This window comes from uncultured Roseivirga sp., from assembly GCF_963973945.1.
Lineage (GTDB): Bacteria > Bacteroidota > Bacteroidia > Cytophagales > Cyclobacteriaceae > Roseivirga.
Genome location: NZ_CAXBBV010000002.1, coordinates 197,776 through 223,407, shown reverse-complemented (window position 1 = coordinate 223,407; position 25,632 = coordinate 197,776). Strand labels below are relative to the sequence as shown.

The 25,632-nt window shown below is 38.6% G+C and carries 24 protein-coding genes and 1 tRNA gene; 5 read left to right on the top strand and 20 right to left on the bottom strand.

Features of this window, described 5'->3' with window-relative positions; translation table 11 throughout:
• Positions 1–58 precede the first annotated feature (58 nt).
• Together AAC026_RS05290 and AAC026_RS05285 are read right to left on the bottom strand one after the other, a co-directional pair.
• Positions 59–1,141 carry an alkane 1-monooxygenase gene (locus AAC026_RS05290; protein WP_339695640.1) on the bottom strand — a complete coding sequence of 361 codons (1,083 nt, stop codon included), beginning with the start codon at positions 1,139–1,141 and terminating at the stop codon, positions 59–61.
• A gap of 16 nt (positions 1,142–1,157) precedes the next feature.
• The gene (locus AAC026_RS05285) at positions 1,158–1,619 is read right to left on the bottom strand and encodes a type I restriction enzyme HsdR N-terminal domain-containing protein (protein ID WP_339605758.1); all 462 of its coding nucleotides are present in this window, start codon (positions 1,617–1,619) and stop codon (positions 1,158–1,160) included.
• A 32-nt stretch (positions 1,620–1,651) separates the two neighbouring features.
• Between AAC026_RS05285 and AAC026_RS05280 the strand changes: the two genes are divergently transcribed.
• The 3 genes from AAC026_RS05280 (at position 1,652) to AAC026_RS05270 (ending at position 6,818) form a co-directional block, all read left to right on the top strand.
• Positions 1,652–2,425, top strand: coding sequence for an AMP nucleosidase (locus AAC026_RS05280; protein WP_339605759.1), 774 nt, complete (start codon positions 1,652–1,654; stop codon positions 2,423–2,425).
• Positions 2,422–4,059: an amidohydrolase gene (locus AAC026_RS05275; protein WP_339695637.1), complete on the top strand. Its 1,638-nt coding sequence runs from the start codon at positions 2,422–2,424 to the stop codon at positions 4,057–4,059. The genes AAC026_RS05280 and AAC026_RS05275 overlap by 4 nt, the downstream gene beginning before the upstream one ends.
• A gap of 299 nt (positions 4,060–4,358) precedes the next feature.
• The gene (locus AAC026_RS05270) at positions 4,359–6,818 is read left to right on the top strand and encodes an FtsX-like permease family protein (RefSeq protein ID WP_339695634.1); all 2,460 of its coding nucleotides are present in this window, start codon (positions 4,359–4,361) and stop codon (positions 6,816–6,818) included.
• Between the two features lie 199 nt (positions 6,819–7,017).
• On the opposite strand, the gene AAC026_RS05265 is transcribed toward AAC026_RS05270, so the two are convergent.
• The 12 genes from AAC026_RS05265 to AAC026_RS05210 form a co-directional block, all read right to left on the bottom strand.
• Positions 7,018–7,482: a biopolymer transporter ExbD gene (locus AAC026_RS05265; RefSeq protein WP_339605761.1), complete on the bottom strand. Its 465-nt coding sequence runs from the start codon at positions 7,480–7,482 to the stop codon at positions 7,018–7,020.
• A gap of 1 nt (position 7,483) precedes the next feature.
• Positions 7,484–8,152 carry a biopolymer transporter ExbD gene (locus tag AAC026_RS05260; protein WP_339605762.1) on the bottom strand — a complete coding sequence of 223 codons (669 nt, stop codon included), beginning with the start codon at positions 8,150–8,152 and terminating at the stop codon, positions 7,484–7,486.
• A 6-nt stretch (positions 8,153–8,158) separates the two neighbouring features.
• Positions 8,159–8,521, bottom strand: coding sequence for a hypothetical protein (locus AAC026_RS05255; protein WP_339605763.1), 363 nt, complete (start codon positions 8,519–8,521; stop codon positions 8,159–8,161).
• A gap of 21 nt (positions 8,522–8,542) precedes the next feature.
• Positions 8,543–9,337: a MotA/TolQ/ExbB proton channel family protein gene (locus tag AAC026_RS05250; protein ID WP_339605764.1), complete on the bottom strand. Its 795-nt coding sequence runs from the start codon at positions 9,335–9,337 to the stop codon at positions 8,543–8,545.
• Between the two features lie 94 nt (positions 9,338–9,431).
• Positions 9,432–9,518 (bottom strand) — tRNA-Ser (locus AAC026_RS05245).
• A 99-nt stretch (positions 9,519–9,617) separates the two neighbouring features.
• Positions 9,618–10,667 carry an asparaginase gene (locus AAC026_RS05240; protein WP_339695631.1) on the bottom strand — a complete coding sequence of 350 codons (1,050 nt, stop codon included), beginning with the start codon at positions 10,665–10,667 and terminating at the stop codon, positions 9,618–9,620.
• Positions 10,664–11,434, bottom strand: a complete 771-nt coding sequence (locus AAC026_RS05235) for a TatD family hydrolase (protein ID WP_339695628.1) — start codon at positions 11,432–11,434, stop codon at positions 10,664–10,666. Before AAC026_RS05235 ends, AAC026_RS05240 begins: the two co-directional genes overlap by 4 nt.
• Positions 11,431–12,543, bottom strand: coding sequence for a glycosyltransferase (locus tag AAC026_RS05230; RefSeq protein WP_339695625.1), 1,113 nt, complete (start codon positions 12,541–12,543; stop codon positions 11,431–11,433). Before AAC026_RS05230 ends, AAC026_RS05235 begins: the two co-directional genes overlap by 4 nt.
• On the bottom strand, positions 12,540–13,160 hold the full coding sequence (locus AAC026_RS05225) for a polysaccharide deacetylase family protein (protein WP_339695622.1): 621 nt from the start codon (positions 13,158–13,160) through the stop codon (positions 12,540–12,542). The genes AAC026_RS05230 and AAC026_RS05225 overlap by 4 nt, the downstream gene beginning before the upstream one ends.
• Positions 13,147–14,367 carry a PP2C family protein-serine/threonine phosphatase gene (locus AAC026_RS05220; RefSeq protein ID WP_339605769.1) on the bottom strand — a complete coding sequence of 407 codons (1,221 nt, stop codon included), beginning with the start codon at positions 14,365–14,367 and terminating at the stop codon, positions 13,147–13,149. The genes AAC026_RS05225 and AAC026_RS05220 overlap by 14 nt, the downstream gene beginning before the upstream one ends.
• A 5-nt stretch (positions 14,368–14,372) precedes the next feature.
• The gene (locus AAC026_RS05215; RefSeq protein ID WP_339695619.1) at positions 14,373–14,627 is read right to left on the bottom strand and encodes a hypothetical protein; all 255 of its coding nucleotides are present in this window, start codon (positions 14,625–14,627) and stop codon (positions 14,373–14,375) included.
• 9 nt (positions 14,628–14,636) lie between these two features.
• Positions 14,637–15,743 carry a glycosyltransferase gene (locus AAC026_RS05210; RefSeq protein WP_339695616.1) on the bottom strand — a complete coding sequence of 369 codons (1,107 nt, stop codon included), beginning with the start codon at positions 15,741–15,743 and terminating at the stop codon, positions 14,637–14,639.
• Between the two features lie 80 nt (positions 15,744–15,823).
• Here AAC026_RS05210 and ruvC point away from each other — a divergent pair, with 80 nt between their 5' ends.
• Together ruvC and AAC026_RS05200 are read left to right on the top strand one after the other, a co-directional pair.
• Positions 15,824–16,387 (top strand): crossover junction endodeoxyribonuclease RuvC, encoded by a 564-nt coding sequence (ruvC, locus tag AAC026_RS05205; RefSeq protein WP_339696018.1) that lies wholly within the window; start codon positions 15,824–15,826, stop codon positions 16,385–16,387.
• 142 nt (positions 16,388–16,529) lie between these two features.
• Positions 16,530–17,600 (top strand): PAS domain-containing sensor histidine kinase, encoded by a 1,071-nt coding sequence (locus tag AAC026_RS05200; RefSeq protein ID WP_339695613.1) that lies wholly within the window; start codon positions 16,530–16,532, stop codon positions 17,598–17,600.
• 209 nt (positions 17,601–17,809) lie between these two features.
• Here the strand turns inward: AAC026_RS05200 and AAC026_RS05195 are convergent, their stop codons facing one another.
• From AAC026_RS05195 to AAC026_RS05170, 6 genes are all read right to left on the bottom strand, one after another.
• Positions 17,810–18,388 (bottom strand): hypothetical protein, encoded by a 579-nt coding sequence (locus tag AAC026_RS05195; protein WP_339695610.1) that lies wholly within the window; start codon positions 18,386–18,388, stop codon positions 17,810–17,812.
• A 5-nt stretch (positions 18,389–18,393) separates the two neighbouring features.
• Positions 18,394–21,099 carry a hypothetical protein gene (locus AAC026_RS05190; protein ID WP_339695607.1) on the bottom strand — a complete coding sequence of 902 codons (2,706 nt, stop codon included), beginning with the start codon at positions 21,097–21,099 and terminating at the stop codon, positions 18,394–18,396.
• A gap of 11 nt (positions 21,100–21,110) precedes the next feature.
• Positions 21,111–22,847: a hypothetical protein gene (locus tag AAC026_RS05185; protein WP_339695605.1), complete on the bottom strand. Its 1,737-nt coding sequence runs from the start codon at positions 22,845–22,847 to the stop codon at positions 21,111–21,113.
• Between the two features lie 570 nt (positions 22,848–23,417).
• Complete coding sequence (locus AAC026_RS05180) at positions 23,418–23,813, bottom strand: HIT family protein (RefSeq protein WP_339695602.1); 396 nt, start codon at positions 23,811–23,813, stop codon at positions 23,418–23,420.
• A gap of 2 nt (positions 23,814–23,815) precedes the next feature.
• Complete coding sequence (gene greA / locus AAC026_RS05175) at positions 23,816–24,292, bottom strand: transcription elongation factor GreA (protein ID WP_339605777.1); 477 nt, start codon at positions 24,290–24,292, stop codon at positions 23,816–23,818.
• Between the two features lie 389 nt (positions 24,293–24,681).
• A complete protein-coding gene (locus AAC026_RS05170; RefSeq protein WP_339695599.1) occupies positions 24,682–25,632 on the bottom strand; it encodes an NAD(P)-dependent oxidoreductase in 951 nt (316 codons plus the stop codon).

Genomic DNA, 25,632 nt, shown 5'->3' with positions numbered 1-25,632 from the left:
TTAAGTGCTTAAGTCAACGTGAAGAGTTCCACGACTGGTTTTGTTGAGGTGTGAAGAACTAATGATGATAAACCTTTTCTTCCCAATCCTTAAGCTTCGGGTTCATGTATTTAAACCAAAGCGGAGGAAAGGATGCCAAAAGAATCATGGCAGGATAGCCTGAGGGCAATTGAGGAGATTCATCATAATGTTTTAAAACTTGATACCGCTTAATGGCATTTGCATGATGGTCGGAATGGCGTTGTAACTGAAACAAAAAGAAATTACTTAACCTATGGTTGGAATTCCATGAATGCATTGGGTTTACTCTTTCATACCTTCCAGGGGCTATTTCCTTTCTTACAATTCCGTAGTGCTCAATATAATTTACAATCTCCAAAAGACTAAAAGCCAAAATGGCTTGGGTAAAGAAAAACACGGGTACTTCCCACACCCATCGATTTTGCCATATGCTTGCCAATATGGTCAATGTAAGAGCTAGTAAAAATGGAAGAACAGTAAACCAAATCATATCATTCTTGAAGGAGAAAACCTTAAGCCCTTTTCTTTTCAACCTAGCATTTTCAATTTCCCAAGCACTGAAATAGCTTCCCACAACCGACCGGAGCCAAAACCGATAAAAACCTTCTCCCTTTCTACTTGTAGCGGGGTCTTTAGGAGTAGCTACATTTACATGATGTCCGCGATTGTGTTCAATATAAAAGTGCATGTAGCAAACCGTCATTAAAATCAGTTTAGAATAAAACCGTTCCAGTGCAGATTTTTTATGTCCCAGTTCGTGCCCAACAGTAATGCCAATACCTCCCGTTACCAAAGCAAAGCTGAGCACAAAGCCAATCCACTCATTAACATCCAATGCAGTTGACGCTATCATTGCGCAAGCCCAAACCAAAAATACCAATTGAAAAATAGCCCACACGTAAGTAATAAAGCGGTAATAGAATTGCTCAGAAATTACCAGCGCATCGGCACCATCCATATTTTCAGGATCTTTACCAATAAGTATATCGGACATAGGAATGATGAGGAACACAAAAATGACAGTGGTATAATTCCACCAACCTCCTAAGTAATATCCCAAAACAGTAAGTGCTGGAATAATAAAAGCAGTTAAGAAACCTACACGTTTGATCCAACTCATATTGAAAAATACGAAATCAAATCATGGCTTTCAACTCCTGCAGGTTAGGGATTTGGTCAAGGAAATTTACTTTCTCATTTTCAGCATCGAACCAACAGGCGTAGTGTGCCATTCCATTGGTAACAACCAACAATTTGGCCTTGAGTGTTTTATTATACACTGCTATTTGATCAAAAGCATTTTGGGTGATTTTAATGGAAGGAGCTTTGCATTCCACTATTACCAATGGCTTCATATGCTCATCATAAAACAGAATATCAGAGCGCTTTTGAAGCTGGTTATACTTATTCCCTGTTTCAACACTCATTCTATTTAAAGAGTAGCCCAAACTACCAGAAAGGAAATGAATAAAGTGCTGTCGCACCCATTCTTCTGGGGTAAGTACAACAAACTTCTTCCGTATAGGGTCAAAAATAACTAATTTGCCGTCCCTTTTCTCTAGGCGGTACTTATAGGCCGGCAGGTTAAGTGAATCCATCGAACAAATGTAATTGAACCCAAAACTTATACATGAAAACTAAGCAGGAAATTGTTGAAAATTGGCTACCCCGCTATACGGGAGTTCCAAATGAAGAATTCGGAGAGTACATTCTACTTACCAATTTTATCACCTATGTAGAAATGTTTGCCGAGAAGTTTGGGGTTGAAGTAAGAGGCGCAGGCCGCCCAATGCAATCAGCCACGGCAGAAAACATTACCATTATAAACTTTGGAATGGGAAGCGCCATGGCAGCAACAGTTATGGATTTACTCTCATCTATTGCTCCAAAAGCGGTTCTATTTTTAGGTAAATGTGGGGGATTAAAAAAGAAAACAGCTCTTGGTGATTTAATACTCCCTATAGCTGCCATTCGTGGTGAAGGAACCAGTGATGACTACATGCCACCTGAAATCCCTGCGCTCCCCTCTTTCCGCTTGCAACGGGCCGTATCTTCTATGATCAAAAAACATGAGAGAGACTATTGGACAGGAACATGTTATACTACCAACCGTAGGGTTTGGGAACATGACAGAGCTTTCAAAAAATACCTCCGTAAAATTAGAGCAATGGCCGTTGATATGGAAACTGCTACGCTCTTTACCGTAGGTTTTGTAAATCAAATCCCTCATGGTGCTCTCCTTTTGGTTTCTGACAATCCCATGATTGCGGAAGGGGTAAAAACAGAAGAAAGTGACAAGAAAATCACTTCGGCTTTTGTAAACGACCATTTAGAAATTGGGATTGACTCACTTAGAGAACTCAGAGACTCTGGTGATTCTGTTAAACATTTAAGATTCGAATGATGAAGAAATTATTAATACTTACTGCAATTCTAACTTTAGTATGGTCTTGTGGTGGCAAACAGCAGGCTGACCTCATTGTACATAATGCCACAGTTTACACTGTAAATGATGAGTTTTCGGTTTCTACTGCTTTTGCCATAAAAGATGGAAAGTTTGTGGGCGTAGGAACTGATGAAGAGGTTCTAGCCAATTTTGAGTCTGACCAAATCATGAATCTTGATGGAGCTCCGGTTTACCCTGGCCTTATTGATGCTCACGCGCACTTCTATCGATATGGTTTAGGCTTGAAAAATGCTGATTTGGTAGGCACCAAATCGTTTGACGAAATCCTAGAAATTCTTCAAGCACATCGCGAAAAATACCCTGACGATGAATGGATTGTAGGGCGTGGTTGGGATCAGAATGACTGGGAAAACAAAGAGTTTCCGAGCAAGGAAAAGCTAGACAAACTATTCCCTGACGTACCAGTCTTCCTTTCACGAGTAGACGGTCATGCGGCTTTAGCAAACTCTTCTGCCATGAGTCAAAGTGAGATTTTCGGCAATACAAAAGAAGTAACTGGAGGGAAAATCTACTTTGATAAGAATGGAGAACCAACTGGTCTATTGGTTGATAACGCTATGGATTTAATTGGAAAATACATTCCTCAACAAACTAGGGCTGATCAAATAGAAGCCTTAATTATGGCACAAGAAAATTGCTTTAAAGTGGGACTAACCTCCATAGTTGACGCTGGGCTTGAGGTAGATACAATTGAACTCATAGACTCACTAAATAAGGCTGGGAAGCTGAAAATGCGCCTCTACACCATGGTTGCTCCAAGCGAAGAGAGTATTGAGTATTTTAAGAAAAGAGGTAAGATCAAAACGGATTACCTAAACGTAAGGTCATTCAAAGTGTATGGAGATGGCGCCTTAGGCTCACGAGGTGCTAATCTTTTAAGCGACTACTCAGATGATCCAGGGAATTCTGGTTTTCTTTTAGAAACTGAAGCCAATTACGATGAATTGGCTAAAACCATTTACGACATGGGCTTTCAAATGAACACCCATTGTATAGGAGATAGAACCGACCGCGTTATTCTAGACATCTATGCTAAATATCTTCCTGAAGGGAATGACTTGCGATGGAAAATTGAACATGCACAAGTTGTTTCGAATGAAGATGTGCCTAAGTTCGGTAAGTACAATGTAGTACCATCTGTTCAACCCACTCATGCTACTTCAGACATGTACTGGGCAGCCGAAAGGTTAGGAGAAGAAAGAGTAAAAACTGCCTATGCCTTTAAGGATTTGCTTGACCAAAATGGCTATATCGCCTTAGGCAGTGATTTCCCTGTTGAAGATATTAACCCACTGTATGGCTATCATGCAGCCGTAGCAAGGCAAGATTCGGAAAACTGGCCTGAAGGCGGCTGGCAGCCCGAAAACAAGCTTAGCAGAGAAGAAGCTTTAAAAGGCATGACCATCTGGGCAGCGTATTCAAACTTTGAAGAAAATGAAAAGGGCAGTATTGAGGTTGGTAAGTTTGCCGATTTCATAATTACAGAAAAGGACATGATGAAGGCTCCTGAATCTGAGTTGAGAAACTTAAAAGTAAAAGCTACTTACTTAAACGGAAAGAAGGTCTATTGATTAAAGTTATGTCTGACTCAAGAAACCGTTAAAACAGTTCATATCATTACTTTTTACAATATAGCCCACGGCCCAAACCGTGGGCTATTTCATTTAATTTAGTCTAATCATAATTTCAACCATTTGCCCAATACTAATAACAATAAGAATATAAGTAACCACTTACCGATTAAACTCTCAAAACGCAGGATTTACTATTACCTTGACACTCCATATAAAACGGCTGTGAATCTCACTCTATTCTTCAGAGATTGATTATAGAATCAGACAGGCTGATTCTAGGTCAAAAACTCAACAACATGATTAAGAATTATTTCAAGATTGCTCTCCGAAATCTGGTGAAGCACAAGGGTTATTCCTTTATCAATATTTTTGGGCTTACACTGGGACTGACTACCAGTATGCTCATTTTCCTTTACGTGCAAGACGAATTTAGCTTCGATAAAATGCATAAGGACGCCAACCTAATTTATCGTTTGGAAAATTGGCAGCAGTACGATGGTAACGAAAGCCGTTGGGCAGCCACTCAAGGTTTTCTTATTCCTGACGTAGTGGGCAGGTATCCTGAAATTCAGAGTGCAGTGCGAATAATGGCCAATGGGAGTCCTGAGACTTTCAATGCAGACAACAATTTCTACAACGAACAGAATGTGTTTTATGTCGATTCAAGCTTCTTTGATGTATTTAGCTTCAAAATACTCTATGGTGATGCCCGAACTGCCTTGGATGCACCTGAAAAAATCGTACTCACAGAGTCTGCTGCCATAAAATATTTTGGTCGTCCCGATCCTCTAGAAAGTATTATAAAACGTGGAAATACCCCTTTCAGAGTCTCAGCCATTGTCGAAGATGTCCCTAACAATTCTCACTTTAGCTTTTCTATGCTAATCCCCATGTCGGAGATGCATAGAAGATCACCAGGCTTGGTAAACGGACGTGGCTCAGCCGTTTTTTATTCCTATATCAAAACCTTGAATGAAGCAGCTGCCATTACGCTTCAAGCTAAATTGGACAAGGATGTGCTGGAAATAATGAACATCAGAGATGCCAGTGGTGAAATCAGTCCTATAGAAGGCCTTAATGTTAGGCAAATTATGATGCCCTTGACAGACATCCATTTGCAAGGTCATGCAGAAAAAGAATTAAGCTCAAACGGAGATGGCCAATACGTCTATATATTTTCTACAGTAGCCCTGTTTATTCTAATCATTGCGAGCTTCAACTACATGAATCTAGCCACTGCACGTTCCACCAAAAGGGCGAAAGAAGTAGGTATGCGAAAAGTATTGGGTGCTGGAAAACAACAAGTTTTCTGGCAGTTTCTGAGCGAGTCGTTCTTCTTTACAGCCATTGCTATGATATTCTCTATAATCGCTGTCGTACTTTTCATACCCTTATTTAATGATTTCGCAGGAAAAGAGATGTCTACCAACCTACTTCATAATAGTGAGTTGCTAGGAGCCATCGTTAGCGTTTACATACTGGTAAGTATACTTTCCGGTCTCTACCCTTCCTTATTCCTTTCCAACTTTAAGCCACTAAAAGCCCTGAAATCGAACATATTGGCTGGCAAGGGGAATGGAGCTACCATTTATTTGAGAAGAGGTTTGGTGATTATGCAGTTTGCCATTTCCATCCTGTTGATTGTTGGGGCAAGCATTGTCTACAAACAACTCGAGTATATCCAAAACAAAGATATTGGCTTTGACAAGGAACAAGTGATAGTAGTGAAACTACCTGGAAGAGGTCGTATCGCCAACTTACCCACAATTAAGCAGGCACTTATGGCTGAACCTTCCATTGTGGTAGCAGCTCCTTCTTCAGTGATTCCTGGGGAGAGGGTACATATTATGACGGTTCGCGTACCCGATTTAGCAACTGCTGATGCGGGAAACGACAACCAACAAGAAGACAATGGCATCAGAGGTATGAGGATTATGTCGGGCGATGAAGACTTGGCTGAAACCTTTGGTTTGCAAATTGTAGCAGGGCGAGATCTTTCTAAAGAAATGGTTACCGATGCATCAGAAGGCTTTTTGTTGAACGAAGCTGCCATCCGTGAGTTTGGCCTGGAAGAAGAACCCATTGGGCGAAGATTTGAATATATTTACGGACTGCCTACACCCAAAACGGGCAGAATCGTTGGTGTAATCAAAGACTTCAATTATGCCTCACTACATACAGAGGTAGAACCTTTGATGATCCACGTGCTTCCACAGCATGCCGCCTACTTGAACGTACTAATCAACACCGATGACGTAAAACAAACCTTAGGGAAAATGGAACAAATTTGGAGTGAATTTCAACCTTCCCTCCCATTTGAATACTTTTTTCTGGATAGCCATTATGATGACCAGTACAAAACCGAAATGAGCATGGGGCAAATCATTACTTCCTTTACTCTATTGGCTGTTATAATTGCATGTATGGGATTATATGGGTTGGCCTCGTTTATTACTGAACAAAGAACAAAAGAGATAGGAGTTAGGAAAGTACTCGGTGCTTCAATACAATCCATAATGACATCCCTTTCTAAGGAGTTTGTCACTTTGGTTTTATTGGCCAATCTATTGGCTTGTTATCCCGCTTATTACCTACTTAACAGATGGCTTGAAGGTTTTGTCTTCAGAATTGAGATAAGTCCAATAATATTCGTTGTTGCCGCCTTAATGGCTTTAATCATTGCCATTGCCACTATTAGTATTAAAACCTATACGGCAGCCAAAAACAACCCAGTTAAATCGTTGCGATATGAATAAATAATCCATTTCGATTCCTTAGATAGAAAATTGAGATATGGGATTAAATCTGTTTCCATTCACTTCTTATTTTTCATACAGTTAGGAGCGTCTTTTAACAGCCTCGTATATGAAAAAAAATCTATGCAATAAATCCAGAATATCCAACAAAAAAAGGCTACCAAATGGTAGCCTTTTTATATTAACAGTTTTCTCAAAACTAGTTATCATCTGTTTTTTGAGGAGTTGCATAAATGATCTTACGAGCATTAGCTTCTCTCAATTCAGTTTGGATATCAACGATAATCCCCATTTTGGTATCCTTATCTACTTTTAGAGAAATCGTAATTTGATCACGCTCAACTTCACTCAGTTGATCTTTCTCTTGGTTTACCCACTGAACAATACCATCAATTGCGATGAAAGCATCATTCGCTTGAATTAATGATTCAGTACCAAAAATTTCTGGTTCTTTAGGTTCACCTACGTATAGATAAGTTACAAGCTTTTTCTTTTCAAGCTTTACCAATTGTTCAGCTCTAGGGATCTCTTGCTTCACCTTAATCTCTGTTTCTCTCATCACAGTAGTTACCATGAAGAAAAACAAAAGCATAAAGATAATATCAGGCAATGCCGCAGTTGGAATGTCCTGACTGGACTCACTCTTCTTCTTAAACTTTGACATATTAGCCTCCTACTTTACTTGGTTCTGCAATTGAGATCGCTTTAGGAATTCCTGAACGAGCCCTCTCATATAAATCCAAATCTCTTGGATCATTTCTATTCAATTTTCTAAACTCTTCATCTGTTAAACCTACCCTTTCACCATATACACGGTTATAGGCCTCATTCAACTGATCTAGAATTTCAATGAAAATCTCATAACTACTTCCTCTATCCGCTTTAAGCGATACAATAGCAGCATTTGGTCCATCAGATGATTTATCTGATCTGAGCTTGTTGTTAATGTACGCTTTCATCGTAGAAGGTAAAGATTCATAGGTTTCTCTATCACTCACTTTCTCATTTTCGGAGCCTTTCTTAACGTCAGACATTTTCCCGAAATTCAAAATAAAGTCATACACCATACCTCCTATTAATGATGGGTCATCTAGCCTCTCATCTTCCACCAAAAGCTGATTCAGAGAGTTTACCTGAATTTTAAAGATATTTCTCTCTTGTTGCTTTACTTGATCTGGCTCTTGTTCATCCTGTTTAGGAGGAAGTAACAAGGTCAAACCTTTGTTGGTGGCAATTTGAGTAGTTACCAGAAAGAATATCAATAATAGGAAAGCGATATCGGCCATTGAGCCGGCATTCACTTCCTGACTTCCTCTGTTCTTACTTCTTGCCATAATAAATTATCTAACGACTCTTGCGATTGACGAATATACTAGACCTACAACAGCTACTACAAGTAGCACTAAAGTTGTGGTCATTGCTCCACCTATTAGTCTATAGGTAGTTAATGTAGATGCTGCAGAAGGGTCTACTTTATTAGCTTCAAAAGCTCTCTGGCTAACAAGGTCGATTTCAGCAGGGGCCATTGAATATCCAATAAAGAATATCAATCCTAGTACTACTATACCAATGCCGCTTTTAATTAAACTCTTTGGGTTTCCAAGAGAATTAAGCAGATTCATTACAATAGCAGCAACCGTTGCTACACCTAGCAGAATGTAGGATGCATATAATCCTAAATCAATTAATTGGTCCTGATCCATAATAATCTGTTTTCAGGTTAATTACTTAGACAAATTGTGTTTCACTAACAAATCAACCAATGAGATTGATGCGTCTTCCATTGAGTTAACAATTGAGTCAATTTTTGAAACACAGTAGTTATAGAACAATTGAAGAATAATCGCAACGATCAAACCAGCAACTGTTGTTAAAAGGGCTACTTTAATACCACCAGCAACCAAAGAAGGAGAAATATCACCTGCTGCTTGGATCGCATCAAAAGCACCAATCATACCGATTACAGTACCCATGAAACCCAACATTGGAGCCAATGAGATAAATAGTGAAATCCAAACTAGACCTCTTTCTAACCTACCCATTTCTACAGAACCATAAGCAATCACTGATTTTTCAACCATCTCAATTCCTTCTGACATTCTCATAAGGCCTTGAGTAAAGATAGATGCCACTGGGCCTCTAGTGCTTTTAGTTACTTCTTTAGCAGCTTCAACCCCACCAGACTCAAGAGCGTCTTCTACTTTGCTCAAAAGTTTGTTAGTGTTAGTAGTCGCCATATTAAGACTGATAATTCTCTCAATTGCGATTGCAAGACCAAGAATTAAACAGATTAATACTGGAGACATAAAGGTAGGGTCTCCTTCAATAAATTTTTGTTTGATAACCTGATCAAATGAGTCAGCAGGAGTATCTGCAAGTTCATCTGAATAGTCTGGTGTTTCTGGTATTGTGTTTTCTACTTGCTCTGTTGCTGCTTCTTGAGCATCGTCTTGAGCGTAAGCATTGAATCCAATCGACAGAACGCCTAAGATCATCAATAGTGAGAATAACTTTTTCATAGTCTAGTTTTGATTAATAAAGGTTAAAACGGTTTCTAAATTATTAATAATTATTGTTAAAAGAAATTACTACTTAAGTTTTTAGTTGATCATGCGGAGAGAGAGGGATTCGAACCCTCGATACCCTTTCGAGTATACACGCTTTCCAAGCGTGCTCCTTCAGCCACTCGGACACCTCTCCTCAACTTTTATCAACAAATGCGCTTATCGCAAGGTGACAAATAAATCAATAAAATAACCTTTATGCAAATTGATTTTTGTTTTTGTCAGTGATCAAAAATCAGTTCATTTCACCCGAAATTGCAGTGGTAAGGTTTCTTTTAATTTCTTGTGGGTCAGTGCTTCTACCAAATAAGTGCATCATTTTAGTTGTAGCAGCCTCTGTTGTCAAGTCTCTACCGCTTATAATTCCTATTCGATTTAAAGCACTACTGGCTTCGTATTTTCCTTGTATAACGTTACCGCCATTGCACTGAGACACATTCAAGACTACAACATCCTTATTCACAGCATCTTCTAACATGCTTAAAAACCAAGGTTGGTGCGGCACATTACCAGAACCATAGCTTTCCATTATCACACCTTTAACAGAAGGTGTACTTAAAATATGACTGACGGCCTTCTGATTAATGCCTGGAAATAGCTTTAAAATAACAATATCGTCCTTTAATTCTGGGTAAAATATAAGTCTCGCTGTTGGGTCATATGCCTTCAAAGCAGTGTAATTATAGTCGATTACAATGCCCGCTTCTGCTAACGCAGGATAGTTTTCTGACTCGAAAGCATCGAAATGATGACTTTCAACTTTTTTTGAACGGTTGCCACGCAACAATAAGTGGTTAAAAAAGATACAAACTTCTGAAACCACAGGTATTCCTTCTCTCCTGTCGGCAGCAATTTCTAAAGCCGTTACAAAATTTTCTCTTCCATCTGACCGTGGTGAAGCAATTGGTAACTGAGCTCCAGTAAATATCACTGGTTTATTCAGGCCTTGAAGCATAAAGCTCAAAGCTGATGCAGAATAGGCCATAGTATCGGTGCCATGTAAAACAATGAAGCCATCAAATGCAGCGTAATTGTCCTTAATGGTTTGGCCAATCTGCACCCAATGCTCAGTTTTAACATTAGATGAATCAATCGGAGGGTTGAAAGAAATGACCGATAGATTAATATTTAATTCCTTAAGCACTGGAATTCTGGCCACAACCCGTTCAAAATCGCAGGGTACCAATGAGCCATTTTCATCATAATCCATCCCCAATGTTCCACCAGTGTAAACTATAAGAATGGAGGCTTTGGGGTTTGAAGAAAATTCTAAAGTTGAAATCATGACTGTACTTTGAATAATAAATTGGCATTTCTAGTGGTGGTAGCCTCGATTTCTTCAATCGCTACTTGTCTTAAACCCGCTACTTTTTGAGCTACCATTTTTAGATAAGATGGCTCATTTCGTTTTCCTCTATATGGCACAGGTGCTAAATAAGGGCTATCGGTTTCTAAAACTACATGACTCATGTTCAGTTCGGGAATTACTTCACCCATACCACTATTCTTAAAAGTAACAACGCCACCCAAACCTATATAAAACCCAAGTTTATGAATTCGCTCTGCTTGTTCTACAGAACCATTAAAACAATGAAAAACACCCGTTAGATTATCTTCTTTAAGCTGTTCTACCAAATCGATAGTCATGTCTAATGATTCTCTGCAATGAATAATGATGGGCTTTTCATATTGTTTTGCCCAAGCTACTTGAATTTTAAAAGCCTCCACTTGCTGATCTATAAAAGTTTTATCCCAATATAAATCCGTGCCCATTTCTCCAATGGCAGCAAACTCTCGCTTGCTAAGCCATTCTTCAATAATATAGAGTTCCTTCTGAAAATCACCTTTCACTGAGCAAGGGTGAAGCCCCATGGTAGCCACACATAAATCTGGATGCTTTTCTTCCAACTCCATCATTACATCAATTGATGTATGATCAATATTGGGCATATAGATTTTAGAAATCCCCTCTTCCCTTCCTCGTTCTAGCACCTCACCTATGTCCTTTTTAAACTGATCGGCATAGATATGGGCATGTGTTTCAATCATCATTTGAACTTTCTTTTTTTCCAACTCACCTTAGGGTTCAGCACTAAAGCAACAAGGGCAAATGTATCTAAAAGAGAAATAATAAATGGCTCCAATAGGCTAAACTTAACACCAACTTCATTTAGTGATTTTCTGATTTGGTGTTGCTTAATATTTTCAATGATCAATTTTGATAGTATCAAAACTAAGATCAGTCCTTGCGCTGTTGGGTTTGAAAAAAGGAATAAACCCACTATCATCTCGATAAGCAGTAGTCTGTAAATAACAAAGCCAACTCCTGAAAGCATTCTATAATTAAGTATACCACTCAGCCATCTTTTTCTCTGATCAACGTAGCCCAAAACACTCTTGATTGGAGCCGTTTTGGCCTTTCCGTTGCCAATTAATTGAAAAGCCTGAAACCCTTGCTTCTTGGCAGCCAACAACAGCTTTAAGTCTTCTACTTTAGTTGCTCCAAGTGCTTCAAAGCCTCCTATTGATTGGTAGGCTTTTTTAGATATGAGCATATTGTTTCCCAAAGCGGTAAGTGTATTTCCTTTGTCTGAAAATACCTTTAGCGTATGAATACTATTTTGCCAATCCATTTTCTGAACAGCAGAAAAATAGTCTTCATGTTTAACCTCGGTATAGCCACTCACTAAATCATAACCAAGCATTGCTTGAGCTACCATTGTTTTAAGCCAATGCTCAGTTACAGTAACATCTGCATCCAGAATAATAAGAAAGTCGCCATCAGCCTTTGCTGCCAATTGAGCCAAAACATTCGATTTGGCTATAAGGCCATTCATTTTAGGTTGAATAGGGATTGACTTAAGATTGTCGCTTTTGTTGATCCAGCGATTAATTATTATTTGAGTATGATCTGTAGATTGATCATTCCCTAACAATACTTGAAGCTGAGGCTCGGGGTAATCGAGATTGGAAACAGAGTTTAAACAAGCTTCTAAATTTTCTTCTTCGTTTCTGGCAGCAATAAGGATGGATACTCTTGGCCAAGTTTGAATGGAATCAATTTCAATGGGTTTTACAAAGCCAACTTTGAAGCTCCAAATAAAAGCTAGTTCTAACAATAAGAGAATAGAAAAAACGACAAGCACTACTCCACCAATCATAACGGTTTAAAAGTAAAACCTTTCGATTGAAAATGTTCCAAATAACGGGGCAGTGTATATTGAAGGTTCTTAAATGCTTTCAGGCTATCATGAAAAACAATAATACTATCTGCGCTTGAATAGCGAATGCTTTTGCTCAATACTGCTTTGGGTTCTATTTTTTTTGAGAAATCACCAGAAAGGACATCCCACATAATGATTTTGCGAGAAGACAATTGTTTGATTTGCTTGCTTGTAATTTTACCATAAGGCGGTCTGAAAAGCCTGCCTTCTTGACCAAATTTCTGAAGTTCTTCTTCGCATTTCAAGAAGTCCTTAAGGTATTGGGTAGCGTCTGTTTTCCATCCATTTAGGTGATGATAGGTGTGATTACCTACTGAATGACCTCTTTTGACCACCTCTTGAAAAACATCTGAATGTTTATGAACATTTTCGCCTACACAGAAGAAAGTAGCCTTTGCATTAAACTGATCTAAGGTATTCAATACCCATGGGGTGACTTCAGGAATTGGCCCGTCATCAAAAGTCAAGTAAATGGTTTTCTCTTTGTTGGGTTGATTCCAAATCAAGCTGGGATAAAGCCAATGGGCAAATATGGGTGTTTTATGGAGTAGCATTATTTACCCTACAAGATAAGAAAGTAAGGTCATCGGCAAAGGAATTTTCCTTTTTGAAGCCTTCCAATTCTTTCATTAGGGCATTGTGCATTGCCTGAAGGTTCATGCCTTTATTTTTTATGAGAAAGTTCTTTAGTCTTTCATCGCCAAATTCTTCCCCTACACTATTAAATGTTTCGGTGAGTCCATCGGTAAACATAAACAGTGAAAACTCTTCAACATTTTCAATCTCCCCTTTATCTAAAAAAGGAAGTGGATCGAAAGCCCCCAATACTGTACTGCCTTCGCTCAAAATCAAAACTTCGTCTTTGGTGATCAAGATTGGGTGATTGTGGCCACAGTTAAAATAACGCAGGTTCTTTTTATCAAAGTCGTACACGGCCAAAAAGAAGGTAATGAAGTTTTCGCCCTTGGCATTGTGCCATGTTTGGTGGTTTAGCTCATGAATTACTTGTTCTGGGCTTTCTGCGTTTCGGCTTAACGTTCTTAATACGGCCTGAAAATTAGACATCAATATGGCTGCTGGCATTCCTTTTCCAGAAACATCGGCAATACATACTAAAAATTGATTTTCGTTCGGAATAGGAATATAGTCGTAATAATCACCTCCAACGGTTTTGCATGGCTGATAAAAGGCCTTGATTTCAAGCTTTTCGGAACTGGGCAAAACATCAGGAAAAAGGTAATTCTGAACATTTCTGGCAATTTCCATTTCATGCTGAATTGCCTGCTGCTCCATTTGTTTTCTGGCCAGTCGTTTATTTTCAATGGCCACGAGTATCACATTGCTTAGTGCTTGAATAAATGTAGTATCGGCCCGATTTTCATCTTCCGAAGTCTTAATAAACACGAAAGCTAATAATTTCTCTTTATGGGTAACAGGGATGATAATGTCAAACTCATTGAAACATGAAATAGAAAGATCGACCTCATTTACCTCCACAATCTCTTTTAAATCAAGGCAACCAGAATCGAGCGGTATTGCCGAAAAATCCTTCTTGGTACCAAACTGCACTTTACATTCCCAATCTTCATCTTTAACATAAAGCACCATTCTTGAGAGTTGTAGATTGGCCCTAAGTGTAAATTCATAAATCTTATATAAGTCGTCTTCAGGAAGGTTATTGTTCACTGCTTGGGTAATTTCCAAGAGCGCATTTACCTCCATTTCCTTTCTATAAAACTTACGTTGAAGTGTATCTTGCATAATGCCTAACGACCGTTGTGAACTAATAAGCCTTCTTTAGTGGCCAAATAAAAATAAGAAGTGAGGTCATTCCCCAAATCTTTTGGTGCAATTGGCATTTCTGCTTGGCGGTCGCCATAACATTTCACCCAACCCTTGTTCAACAACCCTGAGAGCACTTGTTTAAGCTCTTCTTTTGCTAATCCAGTTTCTTCTAAAATAGCATCGAAAGGCTGAACAAAGTAAAGCTCATCCAAAACATCAAACTCCTTGTCGGTCATAATATTGTACTAGATTTTGAAACTTCTTTCCTTCCACTGGAAACGTCCAAAGTTAGATGCCAAACCGACATAAAGCACGTAAAAAGGATAAAAGGTTTGTAGCAAAATGAAGTGGAGAAATGAGTAAGGCTGTTTTAAATCAATGAAGTAACTTCTAATAAGTTGAAGCTCTAAAGCCATTTTCACCAACCATAGCCCAACAAACAATGAAAAGGATATCTCACCTAAAATAGTAAAGTATAAAAGCCCCACAAAAGCCACTTGCACTAAATAAACAAACAAGGCCGATATTATTGTAGACCATCGCTTACCTACTTTCCATTTACTGGCCCATCGCTTTCGCTGCTGTAAAAAATCAGACCAATTTGTATGAGCAAGAGTATGTACTACTGAATTGGGGTTCTTTACAAAGCCAATACCCTTCGGATACTTTTTGGCTATTTTCATCATCAGCAATTCGTCATCTCCCGAAGGGGTTTGTTCTATTCCTGAAAAGCCCTCCACTTCATCAAACACCGATTTACGATAAGCCAAATTGGCTCCATTGGCCATAGTGGGTTTGTCTAAACCAATTAGTGCTGCGGAAGATGCTAGTATGGCTCCAAATTCTACGCGTTGTAATTTTTGAAAGAAGCTTGCTCCTTCTAGCACAACTGGCCCAGTAATCATTTGCGTTTGAGGGTTACTAAAACCCGAAGTCATTGCTGTAAGCCAATTTTCACTGAACCAACAATCTGCATCAGCTGTGACAATAATTTCACCCGAAGCCTGAGCAATACCAGTTGTAATGGCGGCTTTCTTCCCTAGTGTTCCTTCTAAAGAAATAATACTAAAAGAGAATGGAATATCTTTCTTGACCAGCTGCCTTAACACGTTTAATGAATCATCGGTAGAGTGGTCGTTTACAAAAAGCACCTCGAAAGACGAGTGGGTTTGGGCTTTCAATGATTCTACCAAGCGTGTCAAGTTTGCTTCCTCATTCCTAAAAGGAACAATCACCGATATTTTCCTTCTATACCCTTCCGAAGAAGAAACCTGCATCTTCTTCCAAACAACAATAGGAAGCAACAAAAGCCATAGGTAACAACCAACAATGCCAACGGCAATTAAAACCATATACGAATTACGTGCAAAGCCCTTGGATTTAAAACCCTGTTTTGAATTACAGAAATGGAAGGTTTATTTATCTTGCGCTTATGCCCATTGCTAAAGCCCCAATTAAAGAGAAAATCATTCTTGGTATTGACCCTGGTACCAGTGTAATGGGCTACGGACTTATCTTGATTTCGGGTAAAAAAATCAGTTTGCTTCAGTTCGGTGTTATCCACCTTAGTAAATACACTGGCCATGAATTGAAATTAAAAAAGATCTTTGAAAGGGTTACTTCTGTAATTGAAGAGTTTCAGCCGGATGAAATGGCACTGGAAGCTCCCTTTTTTGGAAAAAACATTCAATCTATGCTAAAACTAGGAAGAGCTCAGGGAGTGGCAATGTCGGCCGCATTGGCCAGAGAAATTCCTATTACTGAATACGCTCCTAAAAAGGTGAAACAGTCGGTAACAGGAAATGGCAATGCTTCTAAAGAACAGGTGGCGGCCATGTTGAAAACGTTATTAAAAATTGAAACCCTCCCAAAACTGCTCGATGCTACGGATGCTTTGGCAGTAGCGCTCTGCCATCATTTTCAAGGTGGAAGCCAGCAAAGTGGAAATAAAAGTTGGAAGTCATTCATCTCAGACAATCCCGGACGAGTGAAATAATATTAACCAATTTCTTTATTATTCTATATTATCATTCAACTATAATACATATAATTACCTAATCAGCATACACTTACAAAATACCTCTTTGTGTATAATTCGCCCGTGATTTTTAGGCATTTGCTGAAAGGATATAGGTTATATGAATAAACTTAGACTTAACTCAGACTATTTCTTTAAGTTATCTCCCGACTTGCTTTGTATTGCTGGCTTCGATGGGTTCTTTAAGAGGATAAATCCAGCAGTTTCAAGGCTTCTCGGCTATACTGATGAAGAGTTATTGTCTCGTCCCATCAATGAGTTTATTCATCCATTAGATCAGCACCTCACTTCGCAATATAGAGAAAGCATAAAAAAGGGAAATCCGCTCCTCAATTTCGAAAATCGCTATATAAAAAAGAATGGAGAAATTGTCTGGTTGGCATGGACATCTATGCCTTTATATGAAGAGGCCCTGGTTTATGCCATAGCCAAAAATATTACACATAAGAAAAAGTTAGAGGAAGAGCGTAATGCCCTATTGGCCAATCTTTCAGTAATGAATGAGGAGTTGAAAAATTTATCTTTCACTACCTCTCATGATTTAAGGGAACCTGTAAATAACATATTTGCTATTCTACATCTTTTAGATACTTCTGAAATTAAAAATCCTGAAACTATACGTTTGATCGAACTGCTGAAAACGACTTCGGAAAGCCTGGAAGTTAAAATGAACAAGCACTTAGATGCGCTTAGTAAAAATGCAAAGATCTCTGTTCTAATCGAAGATGTGTCTTTAACCGAAACACTAGATTCAGTACGAAAATCTATAAACACACTGATAGAAAACTCAGGAGCAGTTTTTAAAATCGATTTTTCAGCATTCAATACCTTAAGTTTTAACAAATCATACCTCGAAAGTATCTTTTTAAACTTAATTACGAATTCGATCAAATATGCCAAACCAAACGTTCTGCCCATTATCTCTATAGAGTCCAGAAAAGTGGATGAGGTCAAACGACTTGTTTTTACGGACAATGGTATCGGGTTCGATAAAGACAAAGTAAAGGATAGAATTTTTGGATTGAGCCAGACTTTCAGCACTCGTCCTGAAGGCAAAGGCATTGGCCTCTACTTAGTACATACGCGCATGACCAGTTTGGGTGGTCACATTTCCGTTGAGAGTAAAATAAATGAAGGCACTGAGTTTACGCTTTCTTTTAAAGGTTTGTAACCACTTCTTTAATACAATTCAAGCACCTAAGTCTTAGGTTAAAACGATGCTATTAAAAAAAGAGAGTGAAAGAAATATAGATCTAAATATATGGCCTAGCCAGATAAAATTGACCTTTCATCTAAGACAAGGTCGATTTTCTGGTGTAATTTCTTTCTTATTCCAACTTGTATTAAGCCAAAAGAGGCTTAACTACTTCTGCCCTACTGTTATTCTTCAATCTTTTTATTCTCTTGACCTTCGTGCAAAAGCTCAATCATGCCACCTACTGAAGTTGTGATCAAGCCTCCTGTTCTAACCAATATTACAATGGCAAAGAAAGGGTGCTTATTTACTGGAGGATAAGAGAGGATTGCTGGCATCTTATATATTACCTGGCCAATATTTCGCGCATTCACATTTGCTTTAGAGTCAGATATCATTTCATAAATGATGTAGCCCGCATGCAACCCATTAATTATAGGCATAGAATAAGTCAATCCTTTAGTGGCCAATACTTTAAACTGGCTTACTCCCCCAGAACCTGCAATACCAAACAAAACAACCAAGGCTCCAACATGGAGCAATATCAGTGGTACTGCTATCCATTTTATAGTCCAATGAGCGTTTTGGTTGTGAATGGTGGAAACTAATGCCATAATAGCGCCTACTCCACCCATTACTGTAGTAGCTGTTGAAATAATACCAGCGTCTGCTTCGGCCATTTTGGCTCCTTCATCTACTGGAAAAAATAGTATGTTTAGGCCTGTCATGCCTAGGTCGGTATATTCAAGAATTTTTGAAAACATGGTGGTTAGTTTAAGTTAAGTTGAAATGCGGTTCTTCCTCGTTTAACAAACTCCTCTTTGGTTTTCGCATTACCAAACGGAGCTTCACCCTCGCCTATTTTATAAAGGACAGTAGTAGGAATGGCGATAAACAGACACATCACATCCAAGAAGGTAAGTTCATCTCCTTTGGTAATTTCTCTGTAAATATCTGAGATGAGCGGAATGTGCCAAGCCTTGTTCAGGCCTACTTGCGCGGCTCCAATTAATGCTTCAAGAGCACTGAGCAAAAGATCTATAATACTCTTTACCAATAGTAATCCAAAGCCTGCAAATTTCTGTAGCAAAAGCTTTAAGAAGTCTGTAAAATCCATATTACCCTGCACTACCTCTTTAAAAGCATCACCAATAATGGAAACCTGACTTAAAAAGCCTTCGCCCAATTGGGCAAAAATTGGTTTAGCCTGATTAACAAAATCCTCTAGCACATCAGAAAGCTCAGAAGGCATACGCTCTTTAAGCGGTTTATCTTCTCCCCCACTTACAAAATCTTTTTTTGAGTTTAGCCAGTTGGCTCGCGGATCGGCAGAATTTTCTTTAGGTGGTTCGCCCATATTAATAGCCGAAACAGCCGATGGCAGTTGATTGAGTTCAGGAGAAAACTTATCTATTTCTTTTTCAAGTGCTTTGTCAATAAATGACCTTATGTTACCAATTTCACTTTTAAGGCTAATAATGGCCTCATTGGTAAAATCTCTAAAGGCATTTTTAGTGGCAAGAATGGCGTCCCAATCAAAAAGGAAGGCAAGGAATTCGAAAAGATCCTTAAAAAAGACAGCGATGGCCTCAAATATCTTTTGGATATAACCTGCTATTTCGCGTACGGTTCTCACTACCCAATCGAAAATTTCCTTTCCAATCTTAATTACCACCCTAATGCCATTCTCTACAGTTTCTATAATAAAACTGACTACATCCTGTGCCGTGTGCCAAACCGAGTTCAGAAAGTCGCCCAAAGTAATACCGGGCTGAATAATTGAAATACCTGTTCCTGAACCTGCCATCAGCACATTGCGCTGCCCCATATTGATTGAAAACTCCGTTCTCATTGGAGCCGTTGCTTTTGGCCTTTTAGCGCCTAGATTTTTGGCCGTGTTCAGCATTTGCTGTACCGCTTCGGCTGCTTTATCCAGTGTTTTAGTATCTGTACCCGCAGCTACTAACGGTTTACCATTGGGCCTTTCCGCTTTCCCTAAATCCTTGCCATTTTTTACTTTTTCACCTAATCGATCTAGTACTTTTTCAGTAAGGTTAATACTGACTTCTTTCTCTAAAAAATCGGCATTAATGTAAATTTGAGATGCAGAAATATCATCAACTGGGCAGATTATCGTAAACTCAGGTGCAAGCCCCAATTCAACAGAAACTTTATGATTGGGACCGATTTGATATCCTTGACTATTGATGTAAATGTATTGGTGTGAGTCGGAAGTTAATTCTACTTTTTGCTGGGCAAAAGTTTTTATGGCTGTAGGCGAAGAAAACCTTACATGAACTGAATAGGATTCAATTTCTTTCAGGCTATCAGCCGTGGTGACGGATAGTTTATGTCTGTTCCAAAGCGTAGTGACCCCATCTTGCCATAGGTGAGTAAGTTCGCTACCGTGTTTTGTACTTACTGAAAACAGCTGATTGCGTACACCATCACCCTTTAAACAACTAAACTGATTGGCATTGGCATCCATTATTAATGGCTGAGTCCATTTCCCTATTAGATAACTGGTAGTTTGAGGGTCGTAAAATTTGTTGGTACGATAATGCAAACCGCTGTCATGCAATGTCCAAACACTACGTTCTTCTCCATTTCCAGCCACTCTTATTTTGTGAATATCTCCGGCATTGGAGGGTAGAGTGGTAAGCTCAAACTCAGATTCATCAGAACTCATTTCAAACTCATGGACGTTTTTTCCAGCAGCATAGACTATATGATTACCATCCTGACCTTCTAAAAGGGCAAAGCAATTAATAGACTCATCGCAATCCATTCGTCTTTGAGTTTTCTTATTGTAGTCCGGGTCGGGAAAAGACTGATACAGCAGGCTTTTTTCTTGCCCCACTTTGTATAAAAGAAATACCCCATTGGTAAAAAGAAAATTACCCAACTCGAAGTGCAATATCGTTTTGGCTTGTTCGGGAAGTGTGTAGGGTATTTGTTCTAAAGTAGCCAGTTCTACAAGGTAATATTGGGCGTCTTTTCCCTTACCAGAAGTAGCATAAATCAAATGGTCTGTACCAATAGAAACTTTATCTATTTGTTCTGAAGGGGAATCAGGTTGTAAAGTATCCCAATGGATGTTCTCATCAAGTTTTTCAAAAATGGTTCTTTTCATCTTAATCTGGCCAGATACCCAAACCTTATTTTCTTCCACTTTGGCTATTTGGAACGACTTCTCTTCTGGATTAAACTCTATTTCGAAAGATTTAACTGCTCCGTTAGATAAAGGCAGTTTAAGCCAGCCAGAGTCTGTACCTTCCGACCTTAGAATGGCCTGTAAGTGGTCATTCATGTCCAGATAGAAAATAAGAGGCCTATCGGTTCCAATCATTAAAGATTGTATGTCTTTTCCCGCTTGTATAGTCGATTCAGGAAAATAGTTATTCATAAGTTCGCTGTAAAAATCAACCTTAACTTGGTCGTTTTTACTAATTCTATGCCTTGGGTCTATATTCATGGTTCGAAGTTTTATTCAATTACTGGTGCGTAGGCAATATCATAAGCTACTATGCCTTTCTCTGGCAAATAGCGAAGGTTCTTATAGGCATAGGTTTTACCAAGCGGAAGAATCACCCTGTTGGTTTGATTTAGTATGTCCAGATTTCTGAGCCTTTCCAGGTTTTTATCTTCTTTGATGGCACTGCTAGTACCAAGGTCTACGGCAATCTGATTAACAATACCCTCTACTACTTTGATAGGCCATGCAAAGATTAGGGATAGAATACCCGCAAGTATCTCCCAGAAATCTCCTTTTATAAGGTTGGTGTCTTTGTCGAAGGCAATCGAGGGTTTGCTCAAACTATACTCTAGGTCGAACCTGCCCTGTATGCCATTTTTGATGATAAAATTTAAGTAGCCTATAGCTCCCTTTTTACTAATGTCTCCCTTAGTGTACTGACCATTCGTTGAAAGGGTAATGCTTTGTCTTATCAACTGTATATCCCCAAGAGGAGTATGAATTACACCATTGACAACCACTTCAATATCTACTTCAAATTTGTAGCTAATATTTAGGCCCGCAGGCTGTGTGTGGTTCTGTACAGCCTGCCTTGTTAATTTGTAAACAGTATTCACCGTGTCGTCAATTCTTTTTTCATGGTGTTTGGCTTTCATTACCCCATCTTTAAAACCACCTTGAATATCTACACCAGCCTGTGCCGCAAATACGCTTTCAACATATTTGTCCATTGAGTCTATGTACTTTTGAAAGCGTTCATTCTGAATTGCAAAAACGCCATCTGTGGTAGCACTAGTGTCTTTTCCCAATTCAATTAAACTGGCCGACATTACACCTGCATTTTGATCATGTGAGGCCTGTCTATTGTTTAGCATCATCAAAAAATTAAAGGCACTAAACTGCCCTCTTATTGGGTTAGTGGTATCTTGCTTTGAACTATACGAGGTGGAAAAATTAACTGAAGTAGGTTGGAACATGGCATTTTCCGATGATCTGATTTTCCTTCGGTTCACCCCATAGCCAAGTACATAGGGATTTTCGCTTTTGGCTACCATAATGTTGAAATAGTTTTGAATGGCTACCTGTAAGGGCAGAGCTATTTCATCGGGGAACTTACTTTTCGTTTTATCAAAAGAGGTGATATCGGCATTTTCGAAATTGAGAAACAAACTTTCAATGCTAAAGTCTTCTTCGCTAAGACCGCTCTCTCTGATTACTTTTTTCATTTCATCCTGCGCATTCAGTACCATTTGGTCTTTGTTGATTTCCAACTTACCAATAGGTACATTAAAAGCATAGGTGCAACCTTTAAGGTCGAATATTCTTACTGCGGCAATCTTGTCGGGCCTGTAATAGAGCTCACCATTCTTAAAGCTTATTTCCAGGCTCAGGTTATTACTGTCCTTATCTTTAATGCGCACGGTAGGAGAAAGAATTTGTGCATTCCAGCCAAAATCAAAGTTTATACCTTCTTCCTTAAGTTTGGCAATTAACCCATAGTCTTCATCCTGTTCAATCTGTCTCTGAATTTCGATCCAACGATCAAGTTTTTTCTCCCAGTCTTTATCGGAATCGGTAACCGAAAATGGCGTTTCTTTGGGTTTGGGATTCAATACGTTACCCACAAGCAAACTCCAATTCTTTCTAATGATATTTCGTTTATGTAATTGACTGAATTGGTAGTTGATGGTAGTTTCTGATAGGGCCAAAACCATATCGTAATCAGCCAGCGTGTTTGTTTTGCTCATAATAGATTTTGTTTTAAACCGTAATCTTTATATCAATTATTATTATAAATAATTGATATTCAATCTATATTTTAACAGGATAAAAATATCGATATCAATACTCAAAAGAAATACGTAGCAATACGTATATTTTGGTAAACTCAAAATCAATTTCGACTAAACCGAAGTATGGAATTCAATCATAAGGATATACTACCAAAGCCCAAGCCCATCATCTTACACTTCTAAATCAAAATGCTCGCTCACGGCAGAAAATACCATTAACCTAAAAAAACTGGATAGATATTTAGATATGAGAATAGAATTAATCGCTGGGTGAAATAAAGAATAGAGCTGCTTTTCTCTGGTATACTTGTTAGCCTTAGAGCCAAGGCCGTATCCATAGAGATTTCTGTCAAACCTCAGTAATTTAGCCAGGACATACCTTTGCTAAATACATCAACAAATCAATGGGAATCAAGATTTTTGATTCTGGCCTAACTAATGGAGTAAGTCAAGTGGTGCTAAGTAATAATTCAATTTTGATATACAATCCTCAATCTATAGTAAGGTTGTAATTTCAGTTTTATATTACTTAAGCTGTTTCTTAATTTTCTCGGCAGTCTCTGCTAATTCTTCTTGACTTAACCTTAGCTTGGGTTTGCTAAAGTCAATATCTGAAATATTCTGAAGGGGAATTAAATGAATGTGTACATGGGGTACTTCAAGGCCAATAACGGCCACGCCAATTCTTTTGCACGGTACAGCGGCTTCAACCGCCTTAGCCACCTTTTTAGTAAAGGTGTGTAAGTTTATGTAAGTATCTTCATCCAAATCAAAAATATAATTCACCTCCTCTTTAGGAACACATAAAACATGACCTACTTTCAATGGATTAACATCCAGAAACGCAATGTTATGATCGTCTTCTGCCACAATGTGGCCGGGAATTTCTCTGTTAATGATTCGAGTGAAGATACTTGGCATAATTACTCTAATGTAATGTCTAATATTTCGAATTGCATAATACCAGCAGGAGCCGTTACTTCTGCAATCTCACCAATTTTCTTATTCAAGAGTCCCTTGCCTATTGGTGATTCATAAGATATTTTTCCAGCCTTTAGATCTGCTTCTTTTTCAGATACTAAAGTGTATTTTACTACCATGCCGTTTTTAACGTTCTTGATCTTAGCTGTTGAAAGGATTGAAACCTTTGAAAGGTCCACGTTCTCATCTTTCATGATTCTTGCGTTACCCACAAAGCCTTCTAACTCAGCAATTCTCATTTCCATGAGCCCCTGAGCATCTTTTGCAGCATCATATTCAGCATTCTCACTCAAATCACCTTTGTCGCGCGCCTCAGCAATCTGCTTCGACATGTCCGCTCTACCTTTGGTCTTAAGGTGTTGAAGTTCATCCTTCAATTTCTGCAAGCCTTCTTCCGTGTAATATGAAATTCCAGCCATAATTTTAATTGTTTAATTTGTTATGCTATAAAAAACAAAGAACGGCTCCTAACAGAAACCGTTGCTTTAAATACAAAATCGCCCGCTAAGGCGATGTGTAGTTCAAATTTAAGCAAAATATAAATAGTCTCCTAGATTGCCCAAAAACGCCTCCTTGAATTACACTTACAGCAACTTGAAAAAGGCAATGCTTAAGTACAGAAGAAAAACAGATTTAGATTTAACCTCAATTTAATCAAGGTTAATATTGAAAATATTAAGAAAAAAATATTTGGAAAACAGAATCATAAAAGGTCGACTAAAAGTAATTCTTAATTAGCCTGATGAGTTTTAACTGCATTAGTCAATTACTACAACCCCAGACTGACCTCTATTAGACCATCCTAGAACTAGCCTTCCTTTTCAATATGATAATATGAAGCAATTTTACCCACCAAAACTTCATTAATTCTTTTATACGAAGCGAAGGTCCAACCACCTACATGTGGGGAAAACACAATATTCTTTCTAGAAAACAAATCCATAAACTGATTTCGCTCTTCTTCGGTCAGCTTGTCAAATTTCTCTTTATCTAAAACATCAAGGGCAGCACCTTTTACCTTACCCGAATCTAACAGATCCAGAAGGTCTTTAGTAGGCAAAATCTCACCTCGGGCTGTATTCAAAAGGTAAATATTTTTTCTGAAGTTCATGATAAACTCTTTGTCTATCCAAGCACGTGTTTCTTCATTCAAGGGGACATGAAGGCTTAGTATATCGGCTTTATCATACAGTTTCGACAAGCTTACCTCTTCTACATTCTTTGTTCCAAAGCCTTTCTTATACTTGTCGTAAACCAACACTCGACAATCAAAAGCCCTGAGCCTTTGCACAAAAGCCTGCCCCATGTAGCCATAGCCAATAATGCCAATTGTTTTATCGCTTAGTTCGTCACCTCGGTTGCCTTCTCTGTCCCAAATCCAGTTTCTTACTTCGGCATCGGCCTTTACTATATTGTTCAACATTGAAAGCAAAAGGCCCATTGCATGCTCTGCTAATGCATCACGATTTCCTTCTGGCGCATTTAGAATTTCAATGCCTTTTGATTCTACATACTGAACATCAATTTTATCTAAGCCAGCCCCTGCCCTTCCAATCACCTCTAAATTAGTCGCAGCATCAATAAGTTCTCGATCTACATCCGTTTTAGAGCGAATAAGAAGACCTTCATAGTTCTTAATGATTTTCAGTAATTCAGGTCTTGAAATATGTGGTTCATAGTGCGCTTCAATTCCTGCTTCGGCAAGTAATACACAGATGCTTTGATGCATGTCATCTACTATCAAAAACCTTTTCTGCAT

Excerpts from the sequence above, each read along its gene's own strand:
- AAC026_RS05290 (WP_339695640.1), bottom strand. The coding sequence starts at position 1,141 with ATGAGTTGGATCAAACGTGTAGGTTTCTTAACTGCTTTTATTATTCCA.
- AAC026_RS05285 (WP_339605758.1), bottom strand. The coding sequence starts at position 1,619 with ATGGATTCACTTAACCTGCCGGCCTATAAGTACCGCCTAGAGAAAAGG.
- AAC026_RS05280 (WP_339605759.1), top strand. The coding sequence starts at position 1,652 with ATGAAAACTAAGCAGGAAATTGTTGAAAATTGGCTACCCCGCTATACG.
- AAC026_RS05275 (WP_339695637.1), top strand. The coding sequence starts at position 2,422 with ATGATGAAGAAATTATTAATACTTACTGCAATTCTAACTTTAGTATGG.
- AAC026_RS05270 (WP_339695634.1), top strand. The coding sequence starts at position 4,359 with ATGATTAAGAATTATTTCAAGATTGCTCTCCGAAATCTGGTGAAGCAC.
- AAC026_RS05265 (WP_339605761.1), bottom strand. The coding sequence starts at position 7,482 with ATGTCAAAGTTTAAGAAGAAGAGTGAGTCCAGTCAGGACATTCCAACT.
- AAC026_RS05260 (WP_339605762.1), bottom strand. The coding sequence starts at position 8,152 with ATGGCAAGAAGTAAGAACAGAGGAAGTCAGGAAGTGAATGCCGGCTCA.
- AAC026_RS05255 (WP_339605763.1), bottom strand. The coding sequence starts at position 8,521 with ATGGATCAGGACCAATTAATTGATTTAGGATTATATGCATCCTACATT.
- AAC026_RS05250 (WP_339605764.1), bottom strand. The coding sequence starts at position 9,337 with ATGAAAAAGTTATTCTCACTATTGATGATCTTAGGCGTTCTGTCGATT.
- AAC026_RS05240 (WP_339695631.1), bottom strand. The coding sequence starts at position 10,667 with ATGATTTCAACTTTAGAATTTTCTTCAAACCCCAAAGCCTCCATTCTT.
- AAC026_RS05235 (WP_339695628.1), bottom strand. The coding sequence starts at position 11,434 with ATGATGATTGAAACACATGCCCATATCTATGCCGATCAGTTTAAAAAG.
- AAC026_RS05230 (WP_339695625.1), bottom strand. The coding sequence starts at position 12,543 with ATGATTGGTGGAGTAGTGCTTGTCGTTTTTTCTATTCTCTTATTGTTA.
- AAC026_RS05225 (WP_339695622.1), bottom strand. The coding sequence starts at position 13,160 with ATGCTACTCCATAAAACACCCATATTTGCCCATTGGCTTTATCCCAGC.
- AAC026_RS05220 (WP_339605769.1), bottom strand. The coding sequence starts at position 14,367 with ATGCAAGATACACTTCAACGTAAGTTTTATAGAAAGGAAATGGAGGTA.
- AAC026_RS05215 (WP_339695619.1), bottom strand. The coding sequence starts at position 14,627 with ATGACCGACAAGGAGTTTGATGTTTTGGATGAGCTTTACTTTGTTCAG.
- AAC026_RS05210 (WP_339695616.1), bottom strand. The coding sequence starts at position 15,743 with ATGGTTTTAATTGCCGTTGGCATTGTTGGTTGTTACCTATGGCTTTTG.
- ruvC (WP_339696018.1), top strand. The coding sequence starts at position 15,824 with ATGCCCATTGCTAAAGCCCCAATTAAAGAGAAAATCATTCTTGGTATT.
- AAC026_RS05200 (WP_339695613.1), top strand. The coding sequence starts at position 16,530 with ATGAATAAACTTAGACTTAACTCAGACTATTTCTTTAAGTTATCTCCC.
- AAC026_RS05195 (WP_339695610.1), bottom strand. The coding sequence starts at position 18,388 with ATGTTTTCAAAAATTCTTGAATATACCGACCTAGGCATGACAGGCCTA.
- AAC026_RS05190 (WP_339695607.1), bottom strand. The coding sequence starts at position 21,099 with ATGAATATAGACCCAAGGCATAGAATTAGTAAAAACGACCAAGTTAAG.
- AAC026_RS05185 (WP_339695605.1), bottom strand. The coding sequence starts at position 22,847 with ATGAGCAAAACAAACACGCTGGCTGATTACGATATGGTTTTGGCCCTA.
- AAC026_RS05180 (WP_339695602.1), bottom strand. The coding sequence starts at position 23,813 with ATGCCAAGTATCTTCACTCGAATCATTAACAGAGAAATTCCCGGCCAC.
- greA (WP_339605777.1), bottom strand. The coding sequence starts at position 24,292 with ATGGCTGGAATTTCATATTACACGGAAGAAGGCTTGCAGAAATTGAAG.
- AAC026_RS05170 (WP_339695599.1), bottom strand. The coding sequence starts at position 25,632 with ATGCAGAAAAGGTTTTTGATAGTAGATGACATGCATCAAAGCATCTGT.